At 65.3% G+C, this 24,691-nt stretch carries 20 protein-coding genes and 1 pseudogene; 16 read left to right on the top strand and 5 right to left on the bottom strand.

From position 1 onward, the window contains the following. Positions 1–12 precede the first annotated feature (12 nt). A pseudogene (locus BCCGELA001_RS34760) lies at positions 13–2,078 on the top strand (prolyl oligopeptidase family serine peptidase). A 51-nt stretch (positions 2,079–2,129) separates the two neighbouring features. On the opposite strand, the gene BCCGELA001_RS34765 reads toward BCCGELA001_RS34760, so the two are convergent. Then, positions 2,130–2,801, bottom strand: a complete 672-nt coding sequence (locus BCCGELA001_RS34765) for a DUF938 domain-containing protein (protein ID WP_008540772.1) — start codon at positions 2,799–2,801, stop codon at positions 2,130–2,132. Positions 2,802–3,061: 260 nt separating this feature from the next. Between BCCGELA001_RS34765 and soxX the strand changes: the two genes are divergently transcribed. The 11 genes from soxX (at position 3,062) to BCCGELA001_RS34820 (ending at position 12,498) form a co-directional block, all read left to right on the top strand. Next, entirely contained in the window at positions 3,062–3,415 is a 354-nt protein-coding gene (soxX, locus tag BCCGELA001_RS34770; protein WP_060737355.1) for a sulfur oxidation c-type cytochrome SoxX, read from the top strand. Between the two features lie 25 nt (positions 3,416–3,440). Beyond that, positions 3,441–3,932, top strand: coding sequence for a thiosulfate oxidation carrier protein SoxY (gene soxY, locus BCCGELA001_RS34775; RefSeq protein WP_008540769.1), 492 nt, complete (start codon positions 3,441–3,443; stop codon positions 3,930–3,932). A 15-nt stretch (positions 3,933–3,947) separates the two neighbouring features. Then, on the top strand, positions 3,948–4,259 hold the full coding sequence (gene soxZ, locus BCCGELA001_RS34780; RefSeq protein WP_008540768.1) for a thiosulfate oxidation carrier complex protein SoxZ: 312 nt from the start codon (positions 3,948–3,950) through the stop codon (positions 4,257–4,259). Next, positions 4,259–5,122: a sulfur oxidation c-type cytochrome SoxA gene (gene soxA / locus BCCGELA001_RS34785; protein WP_008540767.1), complete on the top strand. Its 864-nt coding sequence runs from the start codon at positions 4,259–4,261 to the stop codon at positions 5,120–5,122. Before soxZ ends, soxA begins: the two co-directional genes overlap by 1 nt. Next, positions 5,119–5,424 carry a hypothetical protein gene (locus BCCGELA001_RS34790; RefSeq protein ID WP_008540765.1) on the top strand — a complete coding sequence of 102 codons (306 nt, stop codon included), beginning with the start codon at positions 5,119–5,121 and terminating at the stop codon, positions 5,422–5,424. The genes soxA and BCCGELA001_RS34790 overlap by 4 nt, the downstream gene beginning before the upstream one ends. Before the next feature lie 155 nt (positions 5,425–5,579). Further along, entirely contained in the window at positions 5,580–7,331 is a 1,752-nt protein-coding gene (gene soxB, locus BCCGELA001_RS34795) for a thiosulfohydrolase SoxB (RefSeq protein ID WP_008540763.1), read from the top strand. After that, on the top strand, positions 7,328–7,786 hold the full coding sequence (locus BCCGELA001_RS34800; protein ID WP_060737356.1) for a DsrE family protein: 459 nt from the start codon (positions 7,328–7,330) through the stop codon (positions 7,784–7,786). Before soxB ends, BCCGELA001_RS34800 begins: the two co-directional genes overlap by 4 nt. Positions 7,787–8,026: 240 nt before the next feature. Continuing rightward, entirely contained in the window at positions 8,027–9,064 is a 1,038-nt protein-coding gene (locus BCCGELA001_RS34805) for an MBL fold metallo-hydrolase (RefSeq protein WP_060737357.1), read from the top strand. 76 nt (positions 9,065–9,140) lie between these two features. After that, positions 9,141–9,311: a hypothetical protein gene (locus tag BCCGELA001_RS38570; RefSeq protein WP_060738021.1), complete on the top strand. Its 171-nt coding sequence runs from the start codon at positions 9,141–9,143 to the stop codon at positions 9,309–9,311. Between the two features lie 202 nt (positions 9,312–9,513). Further along, the gene (locus tag BCCGELA001_RS34815; RefSeq protein ID WP_008540752.1) at positions 9,514–10,722 is read left to right on the top strand and encodes an MFS transporter; all 1,209 of its coding nucleotides are present in this window, start codon (positions 9,514–9,516) and stop codon (positions 10,720–10,722) included. Positions 10,723–10,779: 57 nt separating this feature from the next. Continuing rightward, on the top strand, positions 10,780–12,498 hold the full coding sequence (locus tag BCCGELA001_RS34820) for an N-acyl-D-amino-acid deacylase family protein (RefSeq protein ID WP_008540750.1): 1,719 nt from the start codon (positions 10,780–10,782) through the stop codon (positions 12,496–12,498). Positions 12,499–12,551: 53 nt separating this feature from the next. On the opposite strand, the gene BCCGELA001_RS34825 is transcribed toward BCCGELA001_RS34820, so the two are convergent. Beyond that, the gene (locus BCCGELA001_RS34825) at positions 12,552–13,874 is read right to left on the bottom strand and encodes an MFS transporter (protein WP_060738022.1); all 1,323 of its coding nucleotides are present in this window, start codon (positions 13,872–13,874) and stop codon (positions 12,552–12,554) included. A gap of 144 nt (positions 13,875–14,018) precedes the next feature. Here BCCGELA001_RS34825 and BCCGELA001_RS34830 point away from each other — a divergent pair, with 144 nt between their 5' ends. The 4 genes from BCCGELA001_RS34830 to BCCGELA001_RS34845 are packed head-to-tail and all read left to right on the top strand — an operon-like array spanning position 14,019 to position 18,619. Then, the gene (locus BCCGELA001_RS34830; RefSeq protein WP_060737358.1) at positions 14,019–14,672 is read left to right on the top strand and encodes an ABC transporter ATP-binding protein; all 654 of its coding nucleotides are present in this window, start codon (positions 14,019–14,021) and stop codon (positions 14,670–14,672) included. Beyond that, complete coding sequence (locus BCCGELA001_RS34835) at positions 14,669–17,131, top strand: ABC transporter permease (protein WP_008540736.1); 2,463 nt, start codon at positions 14,669–14,671, stop codon at positions 17,129–17,131. Before BCCGELA001_RS34830 ends, BCCGELA001_RS34835 begins: the two co-directional genes overlap by 4 nt. Next, complete coding sequence (locus BCCGELA001_RS34840) at positions 17,121–18,203, top strand: lipocalin-like domain-containing protein (RefSeq protein WP_008540734.1); 1,083 nt, start codon at positions 17,121–17,123, stop codon at positions 18,201–18,203. Before BCCGELA001_RS34835 ends, BCCGELA001_RS34840 begins: the two co-directional genes overlap by 11 nt. A 26-nt stretch (positions 18,204–18,229) precedes the next feature. After that, on the top strand, positions 18,230–18,619 hold the full coding sequence (locus tag BCCGELA001_RS34845; protein WP_008540732.1) for an MAPEG family protein: 390 nt from the start codon (positions 18,230–18,232) through the stop codon (positions 18,617–18,619). 158 nt (positions 18,620–18,777) lie between these two features. Here BCCGELA001_RS34845 and BCCGELA001_RS34850 read toward each other — a convergent pair whose 3' ends face one another. The 3 genes from BCCGELA001_RS34850 to BCCGELA001_RS34860 all read right to left on the bottom strand — a co-directional run bounded on the left by BCCGELA001_RS34850 (position 18,778) and on the right by BCCGELA001_RS34860 (position 24,537). Continuing rightward, on the bottom strand, positions 18,778–19,968 hold the full coding sequence (locus BCCGELA001_RS34850) for an ABC transporter substrate-binding protein (RefSeq protein WP_060737359.1): 1,191 nt from the start codon (positions 19,966–19,968) through the stop codon (positions 18,778–18,780). Positions 19,969–20,173: 205 nt separating this feature from the next. Continuing rightward, entirely contained in the window at positions 20,174–23,335 is a 3,162-nt protein-coding gene (locus BCCGELA001_RS34855) for an efflux RND transporter permease subunit (protein ID WP_060737360.1), read from the bottom strand. After that, a complete protein-coding gene (locus tag BCCGELA001_RS34860; protein WP_060737361.1) occupies positions 23,332–24,537 on the bottom strand; it encodes an efflux RND transporter periplasmic adaptor subunit in 1,206 nt (401 codons plus the stop codon). Before BCCGELA001_RS34860 ends, BCCGELA001_RS34855 begins: the two co-directional genes overlap by 4 nt. Positions 24,538–24,691: the final 154 nt, after the last annotated feature.

The following is a 24,691-nucleotide window of genomic DNA, read 5'->3' on the forward strand; positions in this document are numbered from 1 at the left end:
GGAGTTTCGCCCATGACCGTCGACGACAGGCCCACGCTCAGTGCTCCCGACGACGATCCCTGGCTCTGGCTGGAGGAGATCGAAGGCACGCAGGCGCTCGATTTCGTCACGCGGCAGAATGAGCTGACGCTCGCGGCGTTCGGCGGCAAGGCCTACGAGCACGACCGTGATCTGCTTGCCGCGATCTACGACCGACCGGACAACATTCCCTATGTGAGCCGGCGCGGCAATGACCTGCACAATCTCTGGAAGGATGCAACCAACCCGCGCGGCCTGTGGCGGCGAACGACGCTTGCCGAGTTTCGCAAAGCCAGTCCCGCGTGGGAGATCATGCTGGATATCGACAAGCTCGCGGCGAGCGAAGGCGAGGACTGGCTGCTGAGCGGGATCGCCAGCGCGCCGGGAAGCTCGCGCGCCATTTTGAGCCTGTCGCGCGGCGGCAGCGATGCGGTGACGCTGCGGGAATTCGATCTCGTGACGAAGAGCTTCGTCGCCGACGGCTTCACGCTGCCGGAGGCCAAGGGCGGCGTCGACTGGCTCGATGCCGACACGCTGCTGCTGTCGAGCGCTCATAGCGAGGGCATGGCGACGAGCTCGGGATATGCGCGGACGGTTCGGCTGTGGCGGCGCGGCCAGCCCGTCGCCCGCGCCGAGGTCGTCGCCGAAACCACTGCCGATCACATGGTGATCTATGGCAGCACTGACGACACCGGGCCGGCGCCGCGGGTTTGGGTCGTCGACCAGATCGACTTCTTCAATCACGCTGTCTGGCTGCGCGACGCGACGGGCGCGATGACGAAGCTCGATCTGCCGACCGGTGTCTGGATGCAGGCCCATGGCGACTGGTTTGCAATGAAGCTGCGCAAGGACTGGGCGGCGGGGGGCGGACCTACGCCACCGACACCGTGCTCGGTATCTCGCTTTCGGCGTTCCTGAACGGCAATCGCGACTTTGCCGTGCTGTTCGAGCCGGCGCCGCGGCGCGCCTTGCAGGGCCTGTTCTGGGCGGCGGGCAAGCTCGTGCTGTCGATCCTCGACGAGCTGCGCCCGCTCTTCGAGATCTGCACGCCATCCGCCAACGGCTGGAGCCGCGCGACGCTTCCCGGCCTGCCGCAGATTGGCGTCGTCGACGTCTGGCCGCTGGATCGGCATGCGAGCGAGAGCAATGGCGACCTGCTCGCCAATGTGCAGGACCCGCTGACGCCGCCATCGCTGCTGCTGATCGAACGGGCCGTCGCGAGCCCGACCGTGCTGAAGCAGGCGCCGAAAACCTTTACCGCCGATGGCCTCGTGGTGACGCAGCATGAGGCGATCTCTGTTGACGGCGAGCGCATTCCCTATGTGCAGACCGGCCCGGCCGGCGAGACCGGCGATGCTCCCGTTTACATGAGCGCCTATGGCGGCTTCGGGCACTCGGTGAAGCCATATTACAACACTTCGCTCGGCAAGCTGTGGCTGGAGCGCGGCGGCACCATTGTGCAGGCGAATTTGCGCGGCGGCGGCGAGTTCGGCACGCGCTGGCACGATGCCGGCCGGCTTGCCGGCAAGAAGCTGTCGCATGACGATTTCGCAGCGGTCGCCGCCGATCTCGTCCGCCGCGGCGTGACGCGCGCGAAGCGCATCGCCGCACAGGGCGGATCGAATGGCGGCATCCTCATCACCAACATGCTGGTGCGATATCCCGAGCGGTTCGGCGCGCTGTTCTGCACCATCCCATTGATCGACATGCGCCGCTACACCAAGCTGCTCGCAGGCGCGAGCTGGATCGCGGAATATGGCGACCCCGACAACCCGGAAGACTGGGAGTGGCTGCAGACCTATTCGGCCTATCACAACGTCAAAGCCGGCCAGCCCTATCCGCCGATCCTGATCGCGACGACGCGGCGCGACGACCGCGTCCATCCCGGCCACGCGCGCAAGATGGCCGCCAAGTTGCAAACGATGGGCTACGAAGCCTGGTTCTACGAGCCGGAAGCCGGCGGCCACGGTTACGGCAAGGACAACAAGGAGCGCGCCGGCTTCGAGGTGCTGGGCTATCGGTTCTTGAAGGAGAAGATCGGGTGGACGGATGGCGACTAGCTTTTGCGGCGCGGACGTCTCCACATCGTCGTGGCCGGGCTTGACGATCTCCTAACGCGCAAACACCAGCGTGAGATTGTTCGCGGGCATCTCGATCGTATCGACGAGGCCGAGGCCCGCCGCGCGCGCAAGTGTCTCGACATCGGCGATGTCGCGCACGCCCCAGTCCGGATTGCCCTCGCGCAAGGACGTGTCGAACACGGCGTTGCTGAGCGCGGTGTGCTTGCCGGCTCGCTTGAAGGGGCCGTAGAGGAACAGTTTGCCGTCGGCGCGCAAGTAGCGGCCGGCGCCGGCGAACAGGCCCTCGGCCACGCTCCATGGCGCGATGTGTATGACGTTGGCGCAGAACACGGCGGCAAGACTGGCCGGCCCCTGCCCGCTTCGCATCTCCGGACACCAGTCCGGATCGGCCAGATCGATGCGCAAGGGACTGCGGACATTGGGCAAGCCGGCATGAGCGCGCCAGGCCTCGATGCTCTTGAGGTGGCGCTGGTTGAGGTCGCTCGGCCACCAGATCAGGCCGGGCGTGTGGCGGGCGAAATGAACCACGTGCTGCCCGGTTCCGCTGCCGAGCTCGACCACGTTGCCGGTCGCGTTGGCGAGATGTTTCTCCAGCGCCGCCCAGATCGGCTCGTGATTGCGATGAAACGCCGGCGCATCGAGCCGTCCATCCGGCTCCACCCGCCCGCCGTCCCTGCCAAATTCGACGACATATTCAGCCAAGTGAGGTCCCCTTGAAAAAACGAGAACGCATTGAAAACAGGATGAGCGCCAAAACGCTCCGGAAACCGCCGGCCCCGCGCCCATTGTGCTTGTTCTTGGGCCAAATCGGTCGAACAAATAATCTCTTCAATTGCAATGCGGAAGATATTAACTCCATTTTGCCCGGTGCATAGTCGCGATTGTCAGGCGATGCCCTTTGTGCTTTGGAACGCGTCTATTTTCCACCGTTTGCGACATCACCATATGCTCGGAATGACGCCTTGACTGCCTTGTCCCGGACATCAGTCCTGTTCCTTCTGCTGACCATTGCCGCCGGCCTCGCCAGCCTGGCGCGGGCGCAGTCCGCGGTGGACGAGGGCCGGAAGCTCGCCTTTGACCGCAGCAAGGGCAATTGCCTGACCTGCCATGTCATCAAGGGCGGCGACCTGCCAGGGACGATCGGACCGGAGCTGAAGGACATGACGGCCAGATACCCCGACCGCAACGAGCTGGTCGCGATCATCTTCGACGAGACCAAGCGCAATCCTCAGACCATGATGCCGCCGTTCGGCCGGAACCGGATTTTGACCGACCAGGAGATCAGCGCGATCGTTGATTTCCTGCAGACACTGTAACGGCCGGCTGCCTAGGAGACTTTCGATGACCACGACCACCGGCCTCCTTGCGACACGGCGCCTGATTCTTCAGGGCGCGGCCTCTGTCGCGCTGATCGGCCTTGGCAACCTGCCGTTTGCGGCCGGCCCGGCGCGCGCGGCGGCGAACGACAAATATCCGGAAGAGGCGTTCAGGCAGAAGAGCGAGGCCGAGGCGATCAAGGCGCTCTACGGCAAGACCGCCGAGCCCTCCGACAAGGTCAAGCTGGATGCGCCCGAGATCGCAGAGAACGGCGGCGTCGTTCCGGTGTCGGTGACGACGACGCTCGACAAGGTGACCTCGATCTCGTTCTTCGTGGCCGAGAACCCGTTGGCGCTGGCCGCGTCCTACAAGATCGCCGAGGGCACGATTCCTGCCGTCGCCAACCGGCTGAAGATGGCCAAGACCACCAAATTGATCGCCATCGTCGAAGCCGACGGCAAGCTCTACAGCGCGACCAAGGAAGTGAAGGTCACCGTCGGCGGCTGCGGCGGCTAAGCGAGGCAATTCGACATGGCATCCAGCATTCGCGTGCGCGCAACGTCCAACGGCGACATCACCGAGGTGCAGGCGCTGATCCAGCACCCCATGGATACCGGCCTGGTCAAGAATCCCAACGGCGAGCTGATCCCGGCGCACTACATCCAGGAGCTGAAGTTCGAATGTAACGGCAAGGACGTCTTCCTCGCCAATTGGGGCACCGCGGTCTCCAAGGATCCCTACGTCAAATTCAGCTTCAAGGGCGCCAAGAAGGGCGACGAGCTCAAGATCTCCTGGACCGACAACAAGGGTGGCTCGGACGCGACCACCGTAAAGATCGCGTGATGAAGACCCGATCTGCCCTCCTGCTTGGCTCGCTCAGCGCCGCGCTCGTCGCGTTCGCACTCACCTCTCCCCGCGTGGTCGCGGCCGACAAGGTCGATCCCGTCGCTGATGCCAAGGCGTTCCAGAACTTCTTCTTCCAAAAATTTCCGAACGTGAAGCACGAGGACTTCGTCAACGGTCCTTATTCCATGAACGAGGATCTGAAGCGGCAGTGGCAGGAGAAGGAGGAATTCCCGCCCTACGAGTTCGCGCTCGAGGCCGGCAAGGAGATGTTCTCGACCCCGTTCAAGAACGGCAAGACCTACGCCGATTGCTTCCCGAACGGCGGCATCGGCATCCGCCAGAACTATCCGTATTTCGACGAGAAGGAAGGCAAGGTCGTCACGCTCGAGCTCGCGCTGAACCGCTGCCGCGAAGCCAATGGCGAGGCGCCCTATTCCTACGTCAAGGACGAGATGGCCTCACTCACGGCCTACATGGCCTACACCTCCCGCGGCAAGCTGATGGACATCAAGATTCCCGATGATCCCCGCGCGCTCGCGGCGTACGAGAACGGCAAGCGCTACTTCTACACCCGCCGCGGCCAGATGAACTTCTCCTGCGCGAGCTGCCATGTGCAGAGCCCGGGCGAGCGCATCCGCGCCGAGATCCTGGCGCCGGCGCTCGGCATCGTCAACGCGATGCCGATCTACCGGTCCGAATGGAGCGGCATGGGCACGACCAGCCGCCGCTTCGTCACCTGCAACAGCCAGACCCGCGCGGTTCCGCTGGAGCCGCAGGCGGACGAATATCGCGACGTCGAATATTTCCTGTCGTATGTCGCCAACGGCCTGCCGATCTCGGGACCGGGAGCACGGCCATGACGCGGACGGCTCTCCTCGCCATGTTGCTCGCGCTGGGCCTCGCGCCGGCGGCACGCGCAGCCACCGAAGCCGACTATAAGGCGGCCTACGCTGCGGCGGAGGCCGCCGCGAAGGAGGCTGCCGGCCTACGCAACCAGTGGACCGTCACCGTCTCGGCGCTGGCGGCGGCCAGGAAGGCGGCCGATGGCAGCGATTTCGACCGCGCGACCGCGGCAGCCAAGGAGGCAGAGGCGCTGGCTAAGGCCTCCATCTTCCAGGCGACATCCGAAAAAGAAGCCTGGAAGGCCATGGAAATCCGCTAAATCGGCCGAGCGGGCGATAAAAATCGCGCTCCAAATTGCTCTTTGAGCATGATCTTGTCGGAAAACTGCTGCACATTTTGCGCTAAAGGCCCTTAGGGTCTGGGTCATGCCTGTGGAACTGTTGCGTTGTCGAGAAGAGGCGCGGAGAATTTGAGATGGCGATCCGCCGCCGCGATTTCCTGAAGAGCGCAGGCCTTGCCGCCGCATCGCTCGGACTGCCGCGGCTCGCGCGCAGCGCCGACACCGCGAGCATCTACGACGTCGAGCGCTTCGGCAATGCGCGCATCCTGCACATCACCGACACGCATGCGCAGCTCAATCCGGTCTATTTCCGCGAGCCCAGCGTCAATATCGGCATCGGCGAGATGGCGGGGCGGCCGCCGCATCTGGTCGGGCGCGCGTTCCTGGAGCGCTTCGGCATCCGCTCCGACAGCGCGGATGCCTATGCCTTCACCTGCTACGAGTTCGAGAAATCAGCGGGCCGTTTCGGCAAGCTCGGCGGCTTCGCCCATCTGAAGACGCTGATCGATCGCCTGCGCAGCGATGCCGGTGAGAAGCATTCGTTGCTGCTCGACGGCGGCGATCTCTGGCAGGGCACGGGGTTGGCCAACGTCACGCAAGGCCGCGACATGGTCGAGGTCGCCAACCTGCTCGGCATCGAGGCCATGACCGGGCATTGGGAGTTCACCTATGGCGAGCAGGCGCTGCGCGACAATCTCGAGCGCTTCAAGGGCGAGTTCCTGGCGCAGAACGTTTTCCTGACTGAGGAGGCGGCATTCAACGACGCCCCCGCCTTCGACAAGTCCAGCGGGCGGGTGTTCAAGCCGTCCATCATCAGGGAGCTCGGCGGACATCGCATCGCGATCGTCGGTCAGGCCTTTCCCTATGTGCCGATCGCGCATCCGAAGCGGTTCACGCCGGACTGGACCTTCGGCATCCGCGAGGAGGAATTGCAGAAGCATGTCGATGCTCTGCGCGGCACCGACAAGGTCGATGCCGTCATCCTGCTCTCGCACAACGGCATGGACGTGGATCTCAAGCTCGCGAGCCGCGTCACCGGCATCGACGTCATCCTGGGCGGCCACAGCCATGACGCCGTGCCGCAGCCGATGCCGGTGAAGAACGCTGGCGGCACCACGCTCGTCACCAATGCCGGCTCCAACGGAAAATTTCTTGGCGTGCTCGATCTCGCCATCGGCAAGGGCAAGGTCACCGACGTCAAATATCATCTGCTGCCAGTCTTTTCCGAGTTGCTGAAGCCGGACCCGGTCATGGCCGAGCTGATCGGCCGGCTGCGCGCGCCGCACGTGACCGACTGGTCGGAGAAGATCGCAACGCCCGACCGCCTGCTCTACCGCCGCGGCAATTTCTCCGGCCCCGTCGACGAGCTGATCTGCACGGCGCTGCGCACCGAGCTCGATGCCGAGATCGCGCTGTCGCCGGGCTTCCGCTGGGGCGTGACCGCGCTGTCGGGCCAGGCGCTGACCATGGAGGATCTGCTGGCGGAAACCGCGATCACCTATCCCGAGACCTATGTGCAGGAGATGACCGGCACACAGATCAAGGACGTGCTGGAGGACATCTGCGACAACCTCTTCAACGCCGATCCCTACTACCAGCAGGGTGGCGACATGGTGCGCGCCGGCGGCCTCAGCTACACCTGCACGCCGGACGCTGCGATTGGCAGTCGCATCTCCGAGCTGAAGCTCGGCAACGGCAAGACGCTCGCCGCCAACCACCGCTACAAGGTCGCGGGCTGGGCCTCGGTCAACGGCCAGCACGGCGCGCCGGTGTGGGATGTGGTCGGAAAATATCTGCGCTCGGGCCGGATGATGCCCGAACGGCTCGGCGCCGGCGTTACGCTGAAAGGCGTCGACGGCAATCCGGGCATTGCAGGACAGGGATGATGCGGCTGCCGATCCTATTCGCGCTTCTGCTGGCGCTGCTCACGTGGACGGCGATGCCGCCGGCGCTTGCGCAGCAAGTACCGCTTCAGGACAAGCCGTTTGCCGAGCACAAGGTCGTGCTTCAGCTCTCCGATGGCGATGCGAAGAAGCAGGCGCTGGTGCTCAGCGTCGCCAACAATCTGTTGAAGGCCTACGACCCCGACAAGATCGCGATCGAGGTGGTGGCGTTCGGTCCCGGCATCGACCTGTTGCTATCAGGCAGCGAGCGTCGCAAGCAGGTCGAGAGCCTGATCGCACAGGGCGTGCGCTTCGACATCTGCCTCAACACGGTCGACACGATGGAGCGGGAGACTGGCAAGCGACCGGAGTTCATCCCGGGCGCGACGCCGGTGCAGGTCGGGGTCGGGCAGATCCTGTTCCTGGTGCAGAACGGTTACACATTGGTCCGGCCGTAGGGTTTGGAGCACGACGTTGCCCCTACTCGATGTCATTCCCCGCGAAAGCGGGGAATCCAGTACGCCGCGGCCCCTCCGTATCCCACGACGGCCTCTGGAATACTGGATCGCCCGCCTTCGCGGGCGATGACCGTGCGCAACAACAATCTTCTATATCTTACTAGCCATGCAGCAAAATACTTCTCCTCTGAACCCATATGGTAGTAGAATCGTCGAAACCAGCCTGCGCCGGGTCCCGCCATGATCTTCCGCCAGCTCTTCGACAGCGTTTCGGGCACTTACAGCTATCTTCTGGCCAGCCGCCCCGGCGGCGAGGCGCTGATCCTCGATCCCGTGCTGGAGAAAGTCGATCGCTACTGCCAGCTGCTGCGCGAGCTCGACCTCAAGCTGGTCAAGGCGGTCGACACACATCTGCATGCCGACCACGTCACCGGGCTCGGCGAGCTGCGCGACCGCACCCATTGCATGACCGTGATGGGCGACCAGACCAAGGCCGACGTCGTTGCCATGCGGGTCGCGGACGGCGACAAGGTGACGATCGAAGGCCTGTCGCTCGACGTGATGTACACGCCGGGCCACACCGACGATTCCTACTCCTACCTGATGGGCGACCGCGTCTTCACCGGCGATACGCTGCTGATCCGCGGCACCGGCCGCACCGATTTCCAGAACGGCTCGTCGCGCGCACAGTACGAGTCGATTTTCAACCGCCTGCTCAAGCTGCCGGACGAGACGATGGTCTTCCCGGCGCACGACTACAAGGGCGACACCGTCTCCACCATTGGCGAGGAGAAGCGTTTCAATCCGCGGCTCCAGGTGCGCTCGGTCGACGAATATATCGAGCTGATGGCCAATCTGAAGCTGCCCAATCCGAAGATGATGGATGTCGCAGTGCCCGCCAACATGCATGTCGGCCTGCATCAGGAGGAGCTCGAGAAAGAGGGCCGCGCACTGAGCGCGACCGAGGCGATCCGCATCCTCGGCCGGCCCGACATCCTGCTGGTCGATCTGCGCGAGAGCAACGAGCGGATGAAGCACGGCATGCTCGAAGGCGCGCTGCACACGCCCTATCAATCCGTCGAGGAGAGCCTCAAGCCCGGCGGCATGCTGCGCGAGGTCGCAGCCGCCACCGGCCGCCGCGTCGTGTTCTTCTGCGCCTTCGGTGAACGCTCGGCGATGGCTGTGGCCGCCGCCAAGGCGGCTGGCCTCGCCAACACTGCCCATATCGCTGGCGGCCTCGACGCCTGGAAAAAGGCGGGCGGGCCGGTGCTGCACTGAACGGCTTGCGCCAGATCAGGTCCTGCACATATGTCCCTGATAGGATCGGATGCAGCATCACCATCCGGGAATGATCATGGCCAAGACCGGGAAGCCGAGCGAGCCGCCCAAGATCATCGAGAGGAAGGCGGAAGATAAGACGACGAAGCCTCCGCCGCCGCGCGAGATCGACGACGACGATTACGAAGACGGCGACATTGCAACGCCAAAGCGCGATCGCTATGGCCCGGATGACGAGCCGTTTTGAGGGGCGTGGCGGACGGGTTGAGTTTGACGGCGCCCTGGCGCCCCACCCTCCGCCGTCGTCCTGTCGAAAGCCAGGACGACGATGTACAGGGATAGCGCCCCTTACGACCCACCCGCGCTACCTGCCATGCGCCTGCGTTCATGGACAAATAACCGCCCTCCCCGATAGTTTGCGCGTCCATCGGGAGTGAAACGGAACTGCAATGGTCGACGTTCTCGCCGCACCGCAGCAAGGCAAGGCGGACAGCGCCCTACGCACGCTGACGGGAATCTCGATCGCGCATTGGGTCAGCCATTTCCATCTGCTGGTGCTGCCGATGCTGTTCCCGTTCCTCAAAGGCCAGCTCGGCGTCGGCTATATCGAGCTCGGCTTCTCACTCACCGTGTTCGCGGTGGTGTCGGGATTGACCCAGGCGCCGACCGGCTATCTCGTCGACCATTATGGCGCGCGGCGCATTCTCTTGGCCGGGCTGGCGCTCGGCGGCTGCGCGCTGATCCTGCTCGGCCTGCATCTCAGTTATGCCTCGCTGATCGCCTGCGCCGTGCTGCTGGGCCTCGCCAACAGCGTCTATCATCCCGCCGATTACGCGATCCTGGCCGAGCACATGGACGAGGCGCGGATGGGCCGCGCTTTCTCGATCCACACCTTTGCCGGCTTTCTCGGTGGCGCCGTCGCACCGGCGATCGTGGCCGCGCTCGTCACGCTGTCCGGCGGCACCGGCGCGCTGATCGCCTCGGGCGCGATCGGTGTCGCCGTGGCGCTGCTGCTGATCGTCATGAACATTCCCGATGCCGGCGCGCACAAGAAGAAGCCCGGCAACGAGAACGCGCCCAAGCAGGCCGTGATCACGCCGGCGCTGATCACCCTGACCGCGCTGTTCATGCTGCTGAGCCTGTCGGTTGCCGGCATCAACAATTTCGGCGTGGTCGCGCTGATGAGCGGCTACGGTGCCTCCTACTCCGCCGCCAATATCGCGCTGACGGCCTTCCTTGGTGCCAGTGCCCTTGGCGTGCTCGCAGGCGGCGTCCTCGCCGACCGGACCGAGCGTCACGGCCAGGTCGCCGCGGCCTGCTTCGCGGTCAATGCGGCGATCGTGCTGCTGATCGCACTGGTCACGCTGCCGGGCTGGGCGCTCACCGCCGCCATGTCGGCCGCGGGCTTCCTCTCCGGGGTGATCGCCCCCTCGCGCGACATGCTGGTGCGCAACGCGGCGCCTGCCGGCGCTGCGGGCCGTGCCTTCGGCATCGTCTCCACCGGCTTCAATCTCGGCGGCATCGTCTCACCGCTGCTGTTCGGCTGGATCATGGACCAGAGCGCGCCGCACTGGGTGTTCGGCGCGTCCGTGATCTTCATGGTGGCGACGGTGGTGCTGTCGCCGTTCACGGAGCGGCGGGCGCAAGCCAAGACGTAGTTTGACATTCAAGCGGCGTCCCGGCGAAGGAAACAACAACAAACGGGAAGAGACACCATGAGCACTCCTGATCTCGTGATCCGCGGCGGCACCGTTGCGGACGGTCGCGGCGGTGAATTGTTCGAGGCGGATGTCGCCATCAGCGGCGGCAGGATCAGCCAAGTGGGGAAGGTCTCGGCCAAAGGAGCAGAGGAGATCGACGCGCGCGGCAAACTTGTGACGCCGGGCTTCGTCGACGTGCACACGCATTATGACGGCCAGGTCACCTGGAGCCAGGACATCACGCCGTCCTCGCAGAACGGCGTCACCACCGCGATCATGGGCAATTGCGGCGTCGGCTTCGCGCCGTGCAAGCCGGCCGATCACACCCGCCTGATCCAGCTGATGGAAGGCGTCGAGGACATTCCCGAGCCGGTGCTGAGCGCCGGCATTCCCTGGACCTGGGAAAGCTTTCCGGATTACATGGACTGGCTGTCGAAGCGCGATTTCGACATCGACGTCGGCGCGCAGCTGCCGCATGCGGCACTGCGGGTCTACGTCATGGGCGAGCGTGGCGCCCGCCGCGATCCCTCGACCGCAGAGGACAACGCGGCGATGGCGAAGCTCGCGGGCGAAGCGGTGCGCTCAGGCGCGCTCGGCTTCTCGACCTCGCGCACGCTCAATCACCGCACCTCGACCGGCGATTTCACGCCGACCTTGAAGGCGGGCGAGGACGAGCTCACCGCGATCGCCGGCGCGATGCATCGGCAGGGCCGCAGCGTGCTGCAATTCGTGCTGGATCTGTCGACCATCCACGAGGACCTACCGATGATGCTGCGGGTGGCGGACACAACGAAGTGCCCGATCTCGTTCTCGATCACTCAGAACGACAAGGCGCCGCAGCGCTGGCGTCAGACGCTGGACGAGATCAATGCCGCCGCGCGGCGCGGCCTCTCCATCACCGCGCAGATCGCGGCGCGCCCCGTGGGTCTGCTGCTCGGGCTCGAACTATCGCGCAATCCTTTCCAGACCCATCCGAGCTACCAGGCGATCGCGCATCTGCCGTTGCAGGAGCGCCTGGCGCGGCTGCGTCAGAGCGAGGTGCGCAAGGCGATCCTGAGCGAGACGGCGACCGCGACCGACGATCCGCTGTTCTTCCGTCCGAACTACGACAAGATGTTCCTGCTCGGCGATCCCCCCGATTACGAGCAGCCGCCGGAGAACGCGCTCGGACCGCAGGCGCGCAAGCAGGGCCGGCAGCCGGAAGAGCTCGCTTACGATGCGATGCTGTCGGACGATGGCCGCGGCATGCTCTACGTGCCGTTCCTCAACTATGCCGACGGCAATCTGGATGCGACGCGCGAGATGCTGATCGATCCGCAATCGGTGCCGGGCCTCTCCGATGGCGGTGCGCATTGCGGCATCATCTGCGATGCCAGCTTCCCGACCTATCTGCTGACGCACTGGACGCGCGACCGCAAGCGCGGCGAGAAACTGTCGATCCCGTTCGTGGTCGCGGCGCAGGCACGCAAGACCGCACTCTCGGTCGGCCTCACCGACCGCGGGCTCATTGCTCCGGGCTATAAAGCTGACGTCAACGTGATCGACTATGACCGCCTGCACCTGCATCCACCGAAGGTGCATTACGATCTGCCGGTCGGAGGACGGCGACTGCTGCAGGACGTCGACGGCTACGAGGCGACGATCGTGTCCGGCGTGGTGACGCGGCGACAGGGCGAGGCCACGGGCGAGCGGCCGGGGAAGCTGATTCGGGGCGCGCAGGGGGCGGCGAACTAGCGCGGCGTTGCCGCTTACCCTCCCCTGGAGGGTAAGACGGAGGCCACTCCTAACTACGTCGGCGACACCGCGCCCTTCAGCGGCGCCGCTTGCGCGGCCGTACCGCCTGTCAGCCTCGCGCGTTCGGTGTTCGGCCAGAGCAGCAGGAGGCCAAGCAAGCCGGAGCCGACCATGATCGCGGCGTTGATAGTGAAGCCGGTCATGTAGCCTTCGAGCGTGCTGCTGGCGTGCTGGATCACGGTGCCCATCACGGCGGGCGCGATGATGCCGGAGAGCGTATAGAGCGCGCCGTAGATCGCGAGGATGGCGCCGCGCTGCGAGGCCGGCGTGAACTCGCCGAGCATCGGCGGGCACACCACATAGATCGCGCCGCACAGGCCGGTTCCGACCACGAGCAAAGTAAGCTGGAGGCCGGCGCCCTGGACGTGCGGCATCATCGCAAGGATCAGGCCGCCGATGACCAGCGGCACGGAGCCGAGCACGCCGCGGGCGACGCGCGTGGTCGAGCCGCGGGCCATCATCAATTGCGAGATCCAGCCCGTGAGCAGCACGATGGTGGCGCCGAAGACCCAGGGCAGAACGGAGATCCAGCCCGCCTGGCTCTGCGAGAAGCCAAGGCCCTTGATGATGAAGGGCGTGAACCAGGTCAGCCCGAGCGACAGCGCCCAATAGGCCCCGAAGGTCGCAGCGACGCAGCCGAGGAAGGTGCGCGAGGTCAGCAGCTGTACGTAGGGAATTTTCGTCTCGCTGACAGCGAGGGCCTGCGTGTCCTCCAGCGGGCCTTCCTTGCCGAGCGCAAGCCAGGCACAGACCCAGATCAGGCCGACGATGCCGAGCGCGCCGAAGGCATAGTGCCAGGAATGGTTGACGATGATCCAGTTCAGCGCCGGCACCGCGATGATGACGCCGAAGGCCGAGCCTTGCGACAGGATCGCGGTCGGCAGCGTGCGCTTCTCGTCGGGGAACCATTTGTAGATCGCGTGCGCGGCGACCGAGAAGGCCGGGCCTTCGCCGGCGCCCAGCACGATGCGGCAGATCAGCAGCGTGGTAAAGGAGACGGTGCCGACCATCGGAAACTGCGTCACCGCCCAGATCACTGCGAGCGCCAGCAGCACCCAGCGCGTCGGCACCTTGTTGACGATGAAGCCGACCACGATGGCGGAGATCGAGAACAGGAAGAAGAACGAGGAGCCGAGCAGGCCAAATTGCTCCGGCGTCAGCTTGAGCTCCGTCATGATCGGCACGCCGGCGAGTCCCACGACGATCTTGTCAGCGAAGTTCACCAGCATGAACAGGAACAGGAGAAAAGTGATCGTCCAGGCGCCTTTCGGCGTTTCGATCGTCTTGCCCGGATTGGGCGTTTCCTGAGCGCTCATCATTCTCCCCGCAGGTCCTTTCGGCACTTTTTTGATTTGGCCGGCTTGGAAGCTAACAACGGCTTCGGGAGCAACGCAACCCGGCATTTCCGGAGCAAGTGTGCTAGCAACAAATTCCATCAATTTTGTTCGGCGCCATTCATCGTGCTGAGTATCAAAGATCTCTCAAAGACTTTCGTCTCCGCCGGCGAGCCGGTCCACGTGCTGCGCGGCGTCAATCTCGACCTCGCGGCCGGCGAACGCGTCGCGCTGACCGGTGAATCCGGCAGCGGCAAGAGCACGCTGCTGCACCTGATCGCAGGGCTCGATGCCGCCGATGGCGGCACGATCCGGCTGGCGGGCGTCGATGTCACCAAGCTGTCCGATGCCGGACGTGCTGAGCTGCGACGCGATCGGATCGGCCTGGTCTTTCAGCAGTTCAACCTGATCCCGAGCCTGTCGGTTGCGGACAATCTCGCCTTTCAGGCCCGGATCGCAGGCCGGCACGATGCAGCCTGGACCAAGGAGCTGACCGAGCGACTCAGACTCGGCAGCCTGCTCAAGCGTTATCCAGAGCAATTATCAGGTGGACAGCAGCAGCGCGTCGCGATCGGCAGGGCACTGGCGACGAAGCCTGCGCTGCTGCTGGCGGACGAGCCGACCGGCAATCTGGACGAAGCCACCGCCGAGGATGTGCTGGCGCTGACGCGCGACCTCGTCGCCCGCACTGGCTGCGGCTTCCTGATGGTGACGCATAGCCTGCATCTGGCAGCGACGCTCGACCGCCACCTCACCTTGCATGGCGGGCGCATCGCATGAGGCGCGCGCTGTGGATCCTCGCCGTGCTGCTGAGCCATTGGCGGCGCCACAAGATGCAGTTCGCAACGCTGCTGATCGGACTGATCGCGGCGACCGCGCTGTGGAGCGGGGTGCAGGCGATCAACCAGCAGGCCCGCAGCGCCTACGACCGCGCCGCGGCGACGTTTGGCGGCGTGCGCACGGCGATGCTGGTCGCGCCTGATGCGGCGACTTTCTCGCAGGAGCTGTTCGTCAAGCTGAGGCGTGCCGGCTGGCCGGTCTCGCCGGTGCTGGAGGGGCGGGTCCAGATCAACGGGCGCTCGCTGCGGCTGCTCGGCATCGAGCCGGTGACGATGCCGGCGGACGTCGGCGACGCTCCGCGCCTTGGCGCTGCGGATCTGAGCAGCTTTGTGACGTCGCCGGGCCAGACGCTGGTGGCGCGGGAGACGCTGACCGATCTGCACGAGAAGGAAGGCGCGACGCCAGCGATCAGCGATGGCGCAAAACTGCCGCCTCTGCGCGTGCTGCCACAGCTCGTGCCCGGCGTTCTGGTGGTCGATATCGGCGTGGCACAGCGGCTCCTCGACAAGCCGGATCAGCTGTCGCGGCTGCTGATCGGCAAGGCGAAGGGCAAGCCCGCGCCGCTGCAAAGCGTCGTCGGTGAGCAATTGCAGCGGGTCGAGCCCGACGCGGAAACGGAGCTGGAGCGACTCACCGACAGTTTTCACCTCAATCTCACGGCGTTCGGCCTGCTGTCGTTCTTCGTCGGGCTCTTCATCGTCAACTCGGCCGTCGGCCTCGCCTTCGAGCAGCGATTGCCGATGCTGCGTACGCTGCGCGCCTGCGGAGCCTCGGCGCGGCTGGTCAACACCGTGCTGGTCGTCGAGCTGGTCGTGCTGGCGCTGGTCGCCGGGCTGATCGGGCTGGTCTGCGGCTATTTCATCGCAGCGGCGCTGCTCCCGGACGTTGCGGCGTCGCTCCGCGGGCTCTACGGCGCGCAGATCCCGGGGCAGCTCGTGCTGCGGCCTGAATGGTGGCTGGCCGGCATCGGCATCAGCATCGCCGGCGCGCTGGTGGCGGCTGCGACCAGTCTGATCAAGGTGATCAGGATGCCCGTGCTGGCGACTGCGCAGCCGCGCGCCTGGCAGCAGAGGCAGCGCCGCTGGCTGGTCTTGCAAAGTGCTGCCGCATGCGCGGTGTTCGCAGTCGCGCTGCTCTTGCTGCACTATGGACAGACGCTGATCGCAGGCTTTGGCGTGCTGGCCGCGCTGATGCTCGGCGCCGCGCTGATCCTGCCGGCCTTCCTCGATATCATCCTCCTCGCAGGCCAGCGCGTGGCGCGAGGGCCACTCGCGCTGTGGTTCTGGGCCGACAACCGGCAGCAGCTCTCTGGCCTGTCGCTGGCGCTGATGGCGCTGCTGCTCGCGCTCGCCGTCAATGTCGGGGTGTCCACCATGGTGGAGACATTCAGCCGGACCTTCATCGGCTGGCTCAATGGACGGCTGGCGCCCGACGTCTACATCAGCGCCGCCGACAATGCGCAAGGCCTTGCGATTCGAAACTGGCTGCGTGAGCGCAACGATGTCCAGGCAGTCCTTTCCGGCGGACGTGCCGAAGCGCAAGTCCAGGGCCAGCCGGTGGAGTTGCTCGGCCTGCCTGATCATGCGCTTTATCGCGAGCGTTGGCCGCTGCTGGAGGCCGCACCGCGCGCCTGGACGCGGCTCGTGCCAGGCAATGCCGCCTTCATCAGCGAGCAGCTGAGCCGCCGGCTGAATATCCGTCTCGGCGACGTCATCGCGGTGCCGGCGCCGGGTGGGACCTGGGAGTTCGACATCGTCGGCATCTATGCCGATTACGGCAATCCCAAGGGACAGCTCGCGGTCAATGTCGCGGCGCTGATCCGGCACTTTCCGCAGACGCCACAGACGCGCATCGGCCTGATCGTCGCCAAGGAGAACATCCCGGGCCTGATCGCAGCCTTGCAGAAGCAATTTGCGCTCGACGACCGCAGCGTCGCCGACCAGGCCTCGGTGAAGGCGGAATCGATACGCATCTTCAACCGCACCTTTGCGGTGACCTCCGCGCTGAATGCGTTCACGCTCGGCGTCGCCGGCATCGCACTGCTGACCAGCCTGCTGACGCTGGCCAATTCACGCCTGCCGCAGCTCGCGCCGCTCTGGGCGATTGGCCTCCCCCGGCCGCGCCTGGCCGCGATCGAGCTGACCAAGACGCTATCGGTCGCACTGTTCACCGCGCTGCTGGCGGTGCCGCTCGGCCTCCTCGTGGCATGGTGCCTCATCGCGATCGTCAACGTGAAGGCGTTTGGTTGGCGGCTGCCGTTCCACGTGTTTCCGCTGCAACTGGTCGAGCTGGTCGCGGTCGCGCTGCTCGCTTCGCTGATCGCCGCGCTGCTGCCGATGATCCGGCTGGCGCGGATGCAGCCAGCGAGCCTCGTCAAGGTGTTCGCCAATGAGCGCTGACGCGATTTCCCGACGTGCATTCGCCGGCGCCCTTGCCGCGCTCGCCCTTTCGCGCCGCGCAGGCGCGCAGGGCTATGCCGGTCTCGGCGAGACCGCCGACGGCTTTGCCAAAGTGATGCCGGGAAAGCTGTTCAGCTTCCCTGGAGATCACGGGCCGCATCCGGAGTTTCGCATCGAGTGGTGGTATCTCACGGCGAATCTCGTCGATTCCAGCGGCGCGGCATGCGGTCTGCAGTGGACGCTGTTCCGCCAAGCGGCCCAGCCGGGGCCGCAAGGCGAAGGCTGGGCCAATCAGCAAGTGTGGATGGGACATGCGGCGGTGACGCGTGCCGACACGCACCGCTTCAGCGAGACATTTTCGCGTGGCGGCGTGGGACAGGCCGGCGTCATAGCCAAGCCGTTCGAGGCCTGGATCGACGCCTGGGAAATGAAGTGCGTCGAGCGCACCGATGATCGCACACTGGCCCCGTTGACACTGAAGGCGTCCGGTGCCGATTTCAGCTACGCGCTGACGCTGGAGACGGAGCGGCCGGTGGTGCTGCAAGGCGACCGCGGCTACAGCCGCAAGTCGGAGCGCGGACAGGCGTCCTACTATTACAGCCAGCCGTTCTACCGCGCGCGCGGCACGCTCAGCATCGACGACAAGGCGGTCGATGTCTCGGGCCAGGCCTGGTTGGACCGCGAATGGAGCAGCCAGCCGCTCGAAGCCGACCAGACCGGCTGGGACTGGCTGTCGCTGCATCTGGCGTCCGGCGACAAGCTGATGCTGTACCGGCTGCGGCAGAAGGACGGCCAAAACTATCCGTTCGGCAATTGGATCAACGCCGCGGGCGACACGCAGATGATTGCGGGCGACGATATCCAGATGAGTCCCAAGGCGACGGTGGACATTGCGGGGCGCAAAGTGCCGGTGGAATGGCAGATCGCAATTCCCTCGCGATCGTTCTCGATCGCCTGCAAACCGCTGAATCCGAAGGCCTGGATGGGGACCGGCTTCTCCTATTGGGAAGGGCCGATCAGCTTTGCCGGCACGCATGACGGCGTTGGCTATCTCGAGATGACCGGCTATTGAAGCGCGATCTCTTCGAGGGACTTGCGATGTATCATCTCACCGCTCTCGTCACGCTGCTGGCGATCGCATTTTACTTCTTCACCGCCGTCAACGTGTCGCGCTTGCGCACCAAGACCGGTGTCAAGGTGCCAGCGATGGCGGGGCATCCGGATTTCGACCGCGCCTTCCGCATCCAGACGAACACGCTGGAATGGATGCCGATCTTCCTGCCGGCGCTCTGGCTGTTCGCGGCCTATATCGGTGATGCCATGGCGGCCGGGATCGGCGCGGTCTGGATCATCGGCCGCATCGTCTATTTCATCGGCTATTCGCAGGCGGCCGCCAAACGCGGCACGGGTTTTGCGATCCAGGTCCTCGCTGCGCTTGTCCTGTGGGTCGGTGCACTGGGGGCGGTGGTGTTGCGGCTGGTGAAGTAAACCACGGCATCACACGGCTCGTGTCCCGGGCGCGGTGCAGCGTGGTAACGCTGCGCCGCTGAACCGGGACCGAGTCTGGCCTTCACGCCCGGAGAGGCGTGGGTCCCGGCTCTGCGCAGCAGCGTTTCACGCTGCTGCGCGTCCGGGACACGAGAGCCTCACTTCGTCAGCGGGCAGCCGCTCTCCTTGGCGGTGAAGAAGGCCTTGTCGCCGGGGACGGTGGCGAGCAGCTTGTAATAGTCCCAGGGCTTCTTCGATTCGGAGGGCTTCTTGACCTCGAACAGATACATGTCGTGGACCATGCGGCCGTTCTCGAGCACCTTGCCACCTTGCGCGAAGTCGTCGTCGACCGGCAGCTCCTTCAGCTTCTTGGCGACGGCATCCGGATCCTTGGTGCCGGCGGCCTTCACCGCCTTGAGATAGCTCAGCGTCGCCGAATAGGTGCCGGCCTGGATCATGTTCGGCATCCGCCCCGTGCGCTTGAGGAAGCGCTCCCCGAGATTGCGCGACCTGTCGTTGACGTCCCAGTAGTAGGCTTCGGTCAGCACCAGGCCCTGCGCGGCCTGCAAGCCGAGGCCGTTGACCTCGGCAAGCGTCATCAGGAGGCCCGCGAGCTTCTGGCCGCCGGCGACGATGCCGAACTCGGAGGCCTGCTTGATCGAGTTGGTGGTGTCGAGGCCGGCATTGGCGAGGCCGACGATCTTCGCCTTCGAGCTCTGCGCCTGGAGCAAGAAGGAGGAGAAGTCCGAGGAGTTGAGCGGCACGCGCACCGAGCCGACCACCTTGCCGCCATTGGCGGTGACGATCTCGCTGGTGTCTTTTTCCAGCGCATAGCCGAAGGCGTAGTCGGCGGTCAGGAAGAACCAGGTGTCGCCGCCGGCCTTGGTCAGCGCACCGCCAGTGCCGACGCCGAGCGCGCGGGTGTCGTAGGCCCAGTGGAAGCCATAGGGCTGGCAAGCATCGCCTGTCAGACGCGAGGTCGCGGCGCCGACGACGATGTCGATCTTCTTCTTTTCCTTGGACAGCTCGTGGATCGCGAGCGCAACCGAGGAGGTCGTCAGCTCCGTGATCATGTCGACGTTCTCGACGTCGTACCAGCGCCGCGCGATCGAGGCGGCGAGATCCGGCTTGTTCTGGTGGTCGGCGGTGACGAGCTCGATCTTCTGGCCGAGCACCTCGCCGCCAAAATCCTCGATGGCCATCTTGGCGGCCTCGACCGACCATTTGCCGCCGTAATCGGCATAGACGCCGGACTGGTCGTTGAGGATGCCGATCTTGACGCCCTGCGCCGAGGCGGGAACCGCAATCAGTACGGCTGACGCCGCTGCGGCCCAAAGTGCTGATTTCATATGTTTAACTCCCAGCAGTCTTCTGTGAAATCGCGCGGATAGTAGTGAAGAACCCCGCACGTGCCCATCGATTTCATGTTGGTCGTTAGTATGGAGGGTGGGCGCTAAATCCTCGGCTCTGGTCCCGGACAAGCACGCCCTCAAGCGCGCGCCGATCCGGGACGACGGCGGAGAGTGGTGCGCGATTGTGGCCGTCTGACCGTCGTCATCCCACCGCCGCCGGCTTGTCCCTGCGTCCCTCGGCCAGGTTCCGCACCACCACATAGAAGATCGGTGTGAACAGAAGCCCGAACAGGGTGACGCCGATCATGCCGAAGAACACCGCGACGCCGACGGCCTGCCGCATTTCGGAGCCGGAGCCGCTCGAGATCACCAGCGGCAGCACGCCGAGGATGAAGGCGAAGGACGTCATCAGGATCGGCCGCAGGCGCAGGCGACAGGCCTCGATCACGGCCTCCAGCCGCGACTTGCCCTCGTTCTCGATATCGCGCGCGAACTCGACGATCAGGATCGCGTTCTTGGCCGCCAGCCCCACCAGCACGACGAAGCCGATCTGGGTGAGGATGTTGACGTCCTGGCCCATGATGCGCACGCCGACGGTGGCGGCCAGCAGGCACATCGGCACGATCAGGATCACCGCGAACGGCAAGGTCCAGCTGCCATATTGTGCGGCGAGCACGAGATAGACGAACAGCACGCAGATCGGGAACACGAGCAGACCCGCATTGCCGCCGGTAATCTGTTGATAGGACAGATCGGTCCATTCGAAGGTGAAGCCGCTCGGCAAGTTATCGTTCGCGAGCTGCTTGATGGTGTTGAGCGCGGTGGTCGAGCTGGTGCCCGGCGCGGGTTCGCCCTGCAGCTCGGACGCCGCATAGAGATTGTAACGCGCGACGCGGTCGGGGCCCGAGACGTCCTTGAACTCGACCACGCTGCCGAGCATCACCATGTCGCCGGAGGCGTTGCGCGTGCGCAGCCGCGCGAGGTCGCTCGGCTCCTTGCGGTAGGGGAAATCGGCCTGCGCCGTGACGTGATAGGTGCGGCCGAACAGGTTGAAGTCGTTGACATAGTTCGATCCGAAATAGGTCTGGATCGTTTCGTTGATGTTCGAGATGGGCACACCGAGCTTCTGCGCCTTGGTGCGGTCGATGTCGACGAAGAGCTGCGGCGTGTTGGCCGAGAACGGCGAGAACACCGTGGGGCCGAGCAGCAAGGGCGATTTGCGCGCCGCGGCGACCAGCTCGTCGGTCGCGGCCGCGAGCATTTCGGGCCCGCGACCCTGGCGATCCTGGATGCGGATGGTGAAGCCGCCGCCGGTGCCGATGCCAGGCACGGCCGGCGGCGGAATCACGATGATGAAGGCGCCCTGGATCGCGGACAGGCGCTTGCGCAGCTCGACCGTGATGGCGTTCGCAGACAATCCCTTCTTCATTCGCGCCTCGGGCTCGTCGAACACCGGAAACAGCGCCGCCGCATTGCCGGCCTGGGTGCGCGTCGCGCCGGAGAAGCCGGCAAAGGCCGCGACGCGGACGATGCCCGGCGTATCCAGCGAGATCCGCTCGATCTCGCGCACGACCTCGGTGGTGCGCGCCAGTGAGGCCGCGCCGGGCAATTGCACGGATATGATGACGTAGCCGCGATCCTGCGCGGGTATGAAGCCCTGCGGCGTCGTCACGAGCAGCCAGCCGGCGCTGCCGATCAGAACGACGTAGACCAGGAGCATCACGACGGAGTGCCGGATCACGAAATTGGCGAGACCGGCATAACCGTGCGCCAACCGGTCGAACACTCGGTTGAACACGCCCGTAAAGGCGTTCCAGCCGCGCGCAATGACATTCCAGGCGGCGGGCGGTCTCTTCTCCTCGTGCGGGGTGAGGATCAGCGATGCCAGTGCCGGCGACAGCGTCAACGAGCAGAAGCAGGAGATCGCGGTCGCAACCGCGATCGTGACGGCGAATTGCTGGAAGAACTGCCCGGAAATGCCGCCGAGGAATGCGGTCGGCACGAACACCGCGCAGAGCACCAACGCGATCGAGACCAGCGCGCTGCCGACCTCTTCCATCGTCTTCAGCGCGGCGTCGCGCCGGCTCATGCCGTGCTCGAGGTGGCGCTCGACATTCTCCACCACGACAATGGCGTCGTCGACCACGATGCCGACGGCGAGCACGAGACCGAATAGCGTGAGATTGTTGATGGAGAAGCCCAGCGCCGCCATCACCGCGAACGTGCCGACCAGCGAGACCGGGATGGCGATGATCGGAATGATCGCCGGCCGCCATCCCTGCAGGAACACCAGCACCACGATCACCACGAGCAGCATGGCCTCGTAGATGGTCTTGATCAGCTCGTGGACGGACTGCGCGATGAACTCGGTCGGGTTGTAGCCGATATTGTAGTCGAGACCCCTGGGGAAGCTCTCCTTGAGAGTCGTCATGGTGTCCGAGATATTCTTGGCCGTCGCGAGCGCGTTCGACCCCGGCCGCTGCGTCACCAGCATGGCAACCGCGGATTTCCGCAGCAGGAAGCTGTTCGTGCTGTAGGACAAGGCCCCGAGCTCGATGCGGGCAACGTCGCGCAGGCGCACGATCCGGCCGTCTGAGCCCGCCTTGATCAGGATGTCCTCGAACTGCTTCTGATCCTTCAAGCGGCCCGTGAAGGTGAGGTTCGGCTGGAAGGCGCGGTCGGCGATCGGCGGCTCGGCGATCTGGCCGCCCGCGATCTGCACGTTCTGGGCGCGGATCGCCGCCAGCACCTCGGCCGATGTCAGGCCGAGATTGGCGATGCGGTCGGGATCGAGCCACAGTCGCATCGAATAGTCGCGCGCGCCGAAGATCTGGATGTCGCCGACGCCGTCGAGGCGCAAGAGCTGGTCGCGGACTTGAAGCAGCGCATAGTTGGAGATGTAGAGCTGGTCGAAGGTGTCGTCCGGCGACAGCATGAACACGACCATCAGGATGTCGGGCGAGTTCTTGCGCGTGGTGACGCCGTTGCGCTGCACTTCCTCCGGCAGGCGCGGCTGCGCGATGGCGACGCGGTTCTGTACCAGCACCTGGGCCTTGTCGAGATCGGTGCCGAGCTTGAAGGTGACGGTGATGGTGAGCTGGCCGTTCGAGGTGGCCTGGCTGTAGAGATACAGCATGTCCTCGACGCCGTTGATCTCCTGCTCGATCGGAGCTGCGACCGTGTCGGACACGGTCTGCGCGGAGGCGCCGGGGTATTGCGTGGTGACGACGACCGTCGGCGGCACCACTTGCGGATATTCGGAGACCGGCAGCGTGGTGTAGGCCAGCGCGCCGACGATCAAGAGCACGATCGACAGCACCATCGCCAGGATGGGCTGGTTGATGGAGAGACGGCCAAGATTCATGACTTGCCACCGGCCGGGGCTTGCGCGGTCTGCGGGGCGACCTTGGCGCCGACACGGGCGCGCTGGATGCCGTTGACGATGACGCGGTCCTCCGCCTTCAAGCCTTCGCGGATCACGCGCAGGCCGTCGTCGAGCGGCCCGAGCACCACGGGACGCGCCTCGACAGTGTCATCAGGTTTGACCACGAACACGATCTTGCGGGACTGATCGGTCGCGATCGCAGCGTCGGGGATCAGCAGCGCCTCGTAGGGCGCGCTGCCGATCAGACGGACGCGACCGAACTGGCCGGGCAGGATCGAGAGGTCGGTGTTCTTGACCACGGCGCGGCTGCGCAACGTGCCGGTCGAGACGTCGAGGCGGTTGTCGAGGAAGTTGACGGCGCCCTCACGCGACGGCTTGGTCTCGCCTGCCAACGTTACCTGCACCGGATTTGCGGTGTCGCGCGAGCTTGGGCGCCGTCCTTCGAACCACAGCTTGCTGTATTTGATGAAGGTCGCCTCATCCATGTCGAAATAGATGTAGATCGGATCCAGCGTGACGATCGACGTCAGCAATGTCGACGTTCCGCTATCGCTGCCCTGCACGAGGTTGCCGGGGCTGACGAGGTGGCGGCTGACGCGGCCGGTCAGCGGCGCCGTGACGTGCGTGAACTCGATGTTGAGCTTGGCGGCCTTCAGCGCGCCCTCGGCCTGCTTCTCGGCAGCGTGCGCGGCCTGCAAAGCCTGGCGGCGCTGATCGACGACCTGCTCGGAGACCGCGCTGGTCTGCACCAGGCTGAGGCCGCGATCGAGCTCGCGCTTGGCAAGCTCGACCTTGGCGCGCGCGTCGGAGAGCTGCCCTTCCGCCTGCGCGGCGACGGCTTCGAACGGACGCGGGTCGATCACGTAGAGCAGATCGCCCTGCCGCACGATGGCGCCATCCTGGAATTCGACCGAATTGACGAAGCCGCCGACCCGCGGGCGCACCTGCACCTCCTCGACCGCCTCGAAGCGGCCGGTGTATTCGTCCCAATCGGTGACGGTGCGCTTGACCGGCTGGGCGACAGTGACTGGCGCCGGCGGCGGGGCGGCGGCCTGTGAGGCCGGTTTGTCGCAGCCCGCGAGCGCGAATGCCGCGATGAGGAGCCCGGCCATGGCGCCATGCCGCCACTGGACGAAGTCGTGCTTTTTGACAGGTCGCTCGCTTCCGTCCGGTCCGCCCATCCCTGTCCTCGCATCAAAAGCCGCGGCAAATGCAGGGTACGCGCCTGCTCGCGGGCGACACAAGATGGGCGGCAATGATGAACACTTCAAGACCAATGCGCGTGCAATGCTCCGCCGGGGCGCCTGACCGGATGGCGGGTTGACACGACTTGTT

Origin of the sequence: Bradyrhizobium sp. CCGE-LA001, from assembly GCF_000296215.2 — a bacterium.
In the GTDB taxonomy this organism is placed as follows: domain Bacteria; phylum Pseudomonadota; class Alphaproteobacteria; order Rhizobiales; family Xanthobacteraceae; genus Bradyrhizobium.

Coding starts and splice junctions, on each gene's coding strand:
- soxY (WP_008540769.1), top strand. CDS start 3,441: ATGACCACGACCACCGGCCTCCTTGCGACACGGCGCCTGATTCTTCAG.
- soxZ (WP_008540768.1), top strand. CDS start 3,948: ATGGCATCCAGCATTCGCGTGCGCGCAACGTCCAACGGCGACATCACC.
- soxA (WP_008540767.1), top strand. CDS start 4,259: ATGAAGACCCGATCTGCCCTCCTGCTTGGCTCGCTCAGCGCCGCGCTC.
- BCCGELA001_RS34790 (WP_008540765.1), top strand. CDS start 5,119: ATGACGCGGACGGCTCTCCTCGCCATGTTGCTCGCGCTGGGCCTCGCG.
- soxB (WP_008540763.1), top strand. CDS start 5,580: ATGGCGATCCGCCGCCGCGATTTCCTGAAGAGCGCAGGCCTTGCCGCC.
- BCCGELA001_RS34800 (WP_060737356.1), top strand. CDS start 7,328: ATGATGCGGCTGCCGATCCTATTCGCGCTTCTGCTGGCGCTGCTCACG.
- BCCGELA001_RS34805 (WP_060737357.1), top strand. CDS start 8,027: ATGATCTTCCGCCAGCTCTTCGACAGCGTTTCGGGCACTTACAGCTAT.
- BCCGELA001_RS38570 (WP_060738021.1), top strand. CDS start 9,141: ATGGCCAAGACCGGGAAGCCGAGCGAGCCGCCCAAGATCATCGAGAGG.
- BCCGELA001_RS34815 (WP_008540752.1), top strand. CDS start 9,514: ATGGTCGACGTTCTCGCCGCACCGCAGCAAGGCAAGGCGGACAGCGCC.
- BCCGELA001_RS34820 (WP_008540750.1), top strand. CDS start 10,780: ATGAGCACTCCTGATCTCGTGATCCGCGGCGGCACCGTTGCGGACGGT.
- BCCGELA001_RS34825 (WP_060738022.1), bottom strand. CDS start 13,874: ATGAGCGCTCAGGAAACGCCCAATCCGGGCAAGACGATCGAAACGCCG.
- BCCGELA001_RS34835 (WP_008540736.1), top strand. CDS start 14,669: ATGAGGCGCGCGCTGTGGATCCTCGCCGTGCTGCTGAGCCATTGGCGG.
- BCCGELA001_RS34840 (WP_008540734.1), top strand. CDS start 17,121: ATGAGCGCTGACGCGATTTCCCGACGTGCATTCGCCGGCGCCCTTGCC.
- BCCGELA001_RS34845 (WP_008540732.1), top strand. CDS start 18,230: ATGTATCATCTCACCGCTCTCGTCACGCTGCTGGCGATCGCATTTTAC.
- BCCGELA001_RS34850 (WP_060737359.1), bottom strand. CDS start 19,968: ATGAAATCAGCACTTTGGGCCGCAGCGGCGTCAGCCGTACTGATTGCG.
- BCCGELA001_RS34855 (WP_060737360.1), bottom strand. CDS start 23,335: ATGAATCTTGGCCGTCTCTCCATCAACCAGCCCATCCTGGCGATGGTG.
- BCCGELA001_RS34860 (WP_060737361.1), bottom strand. CDS start 24,537: ATGGGCGGACCGGACGGAAGCGAGCGACCTGTCAAAAAGCACGACTTC.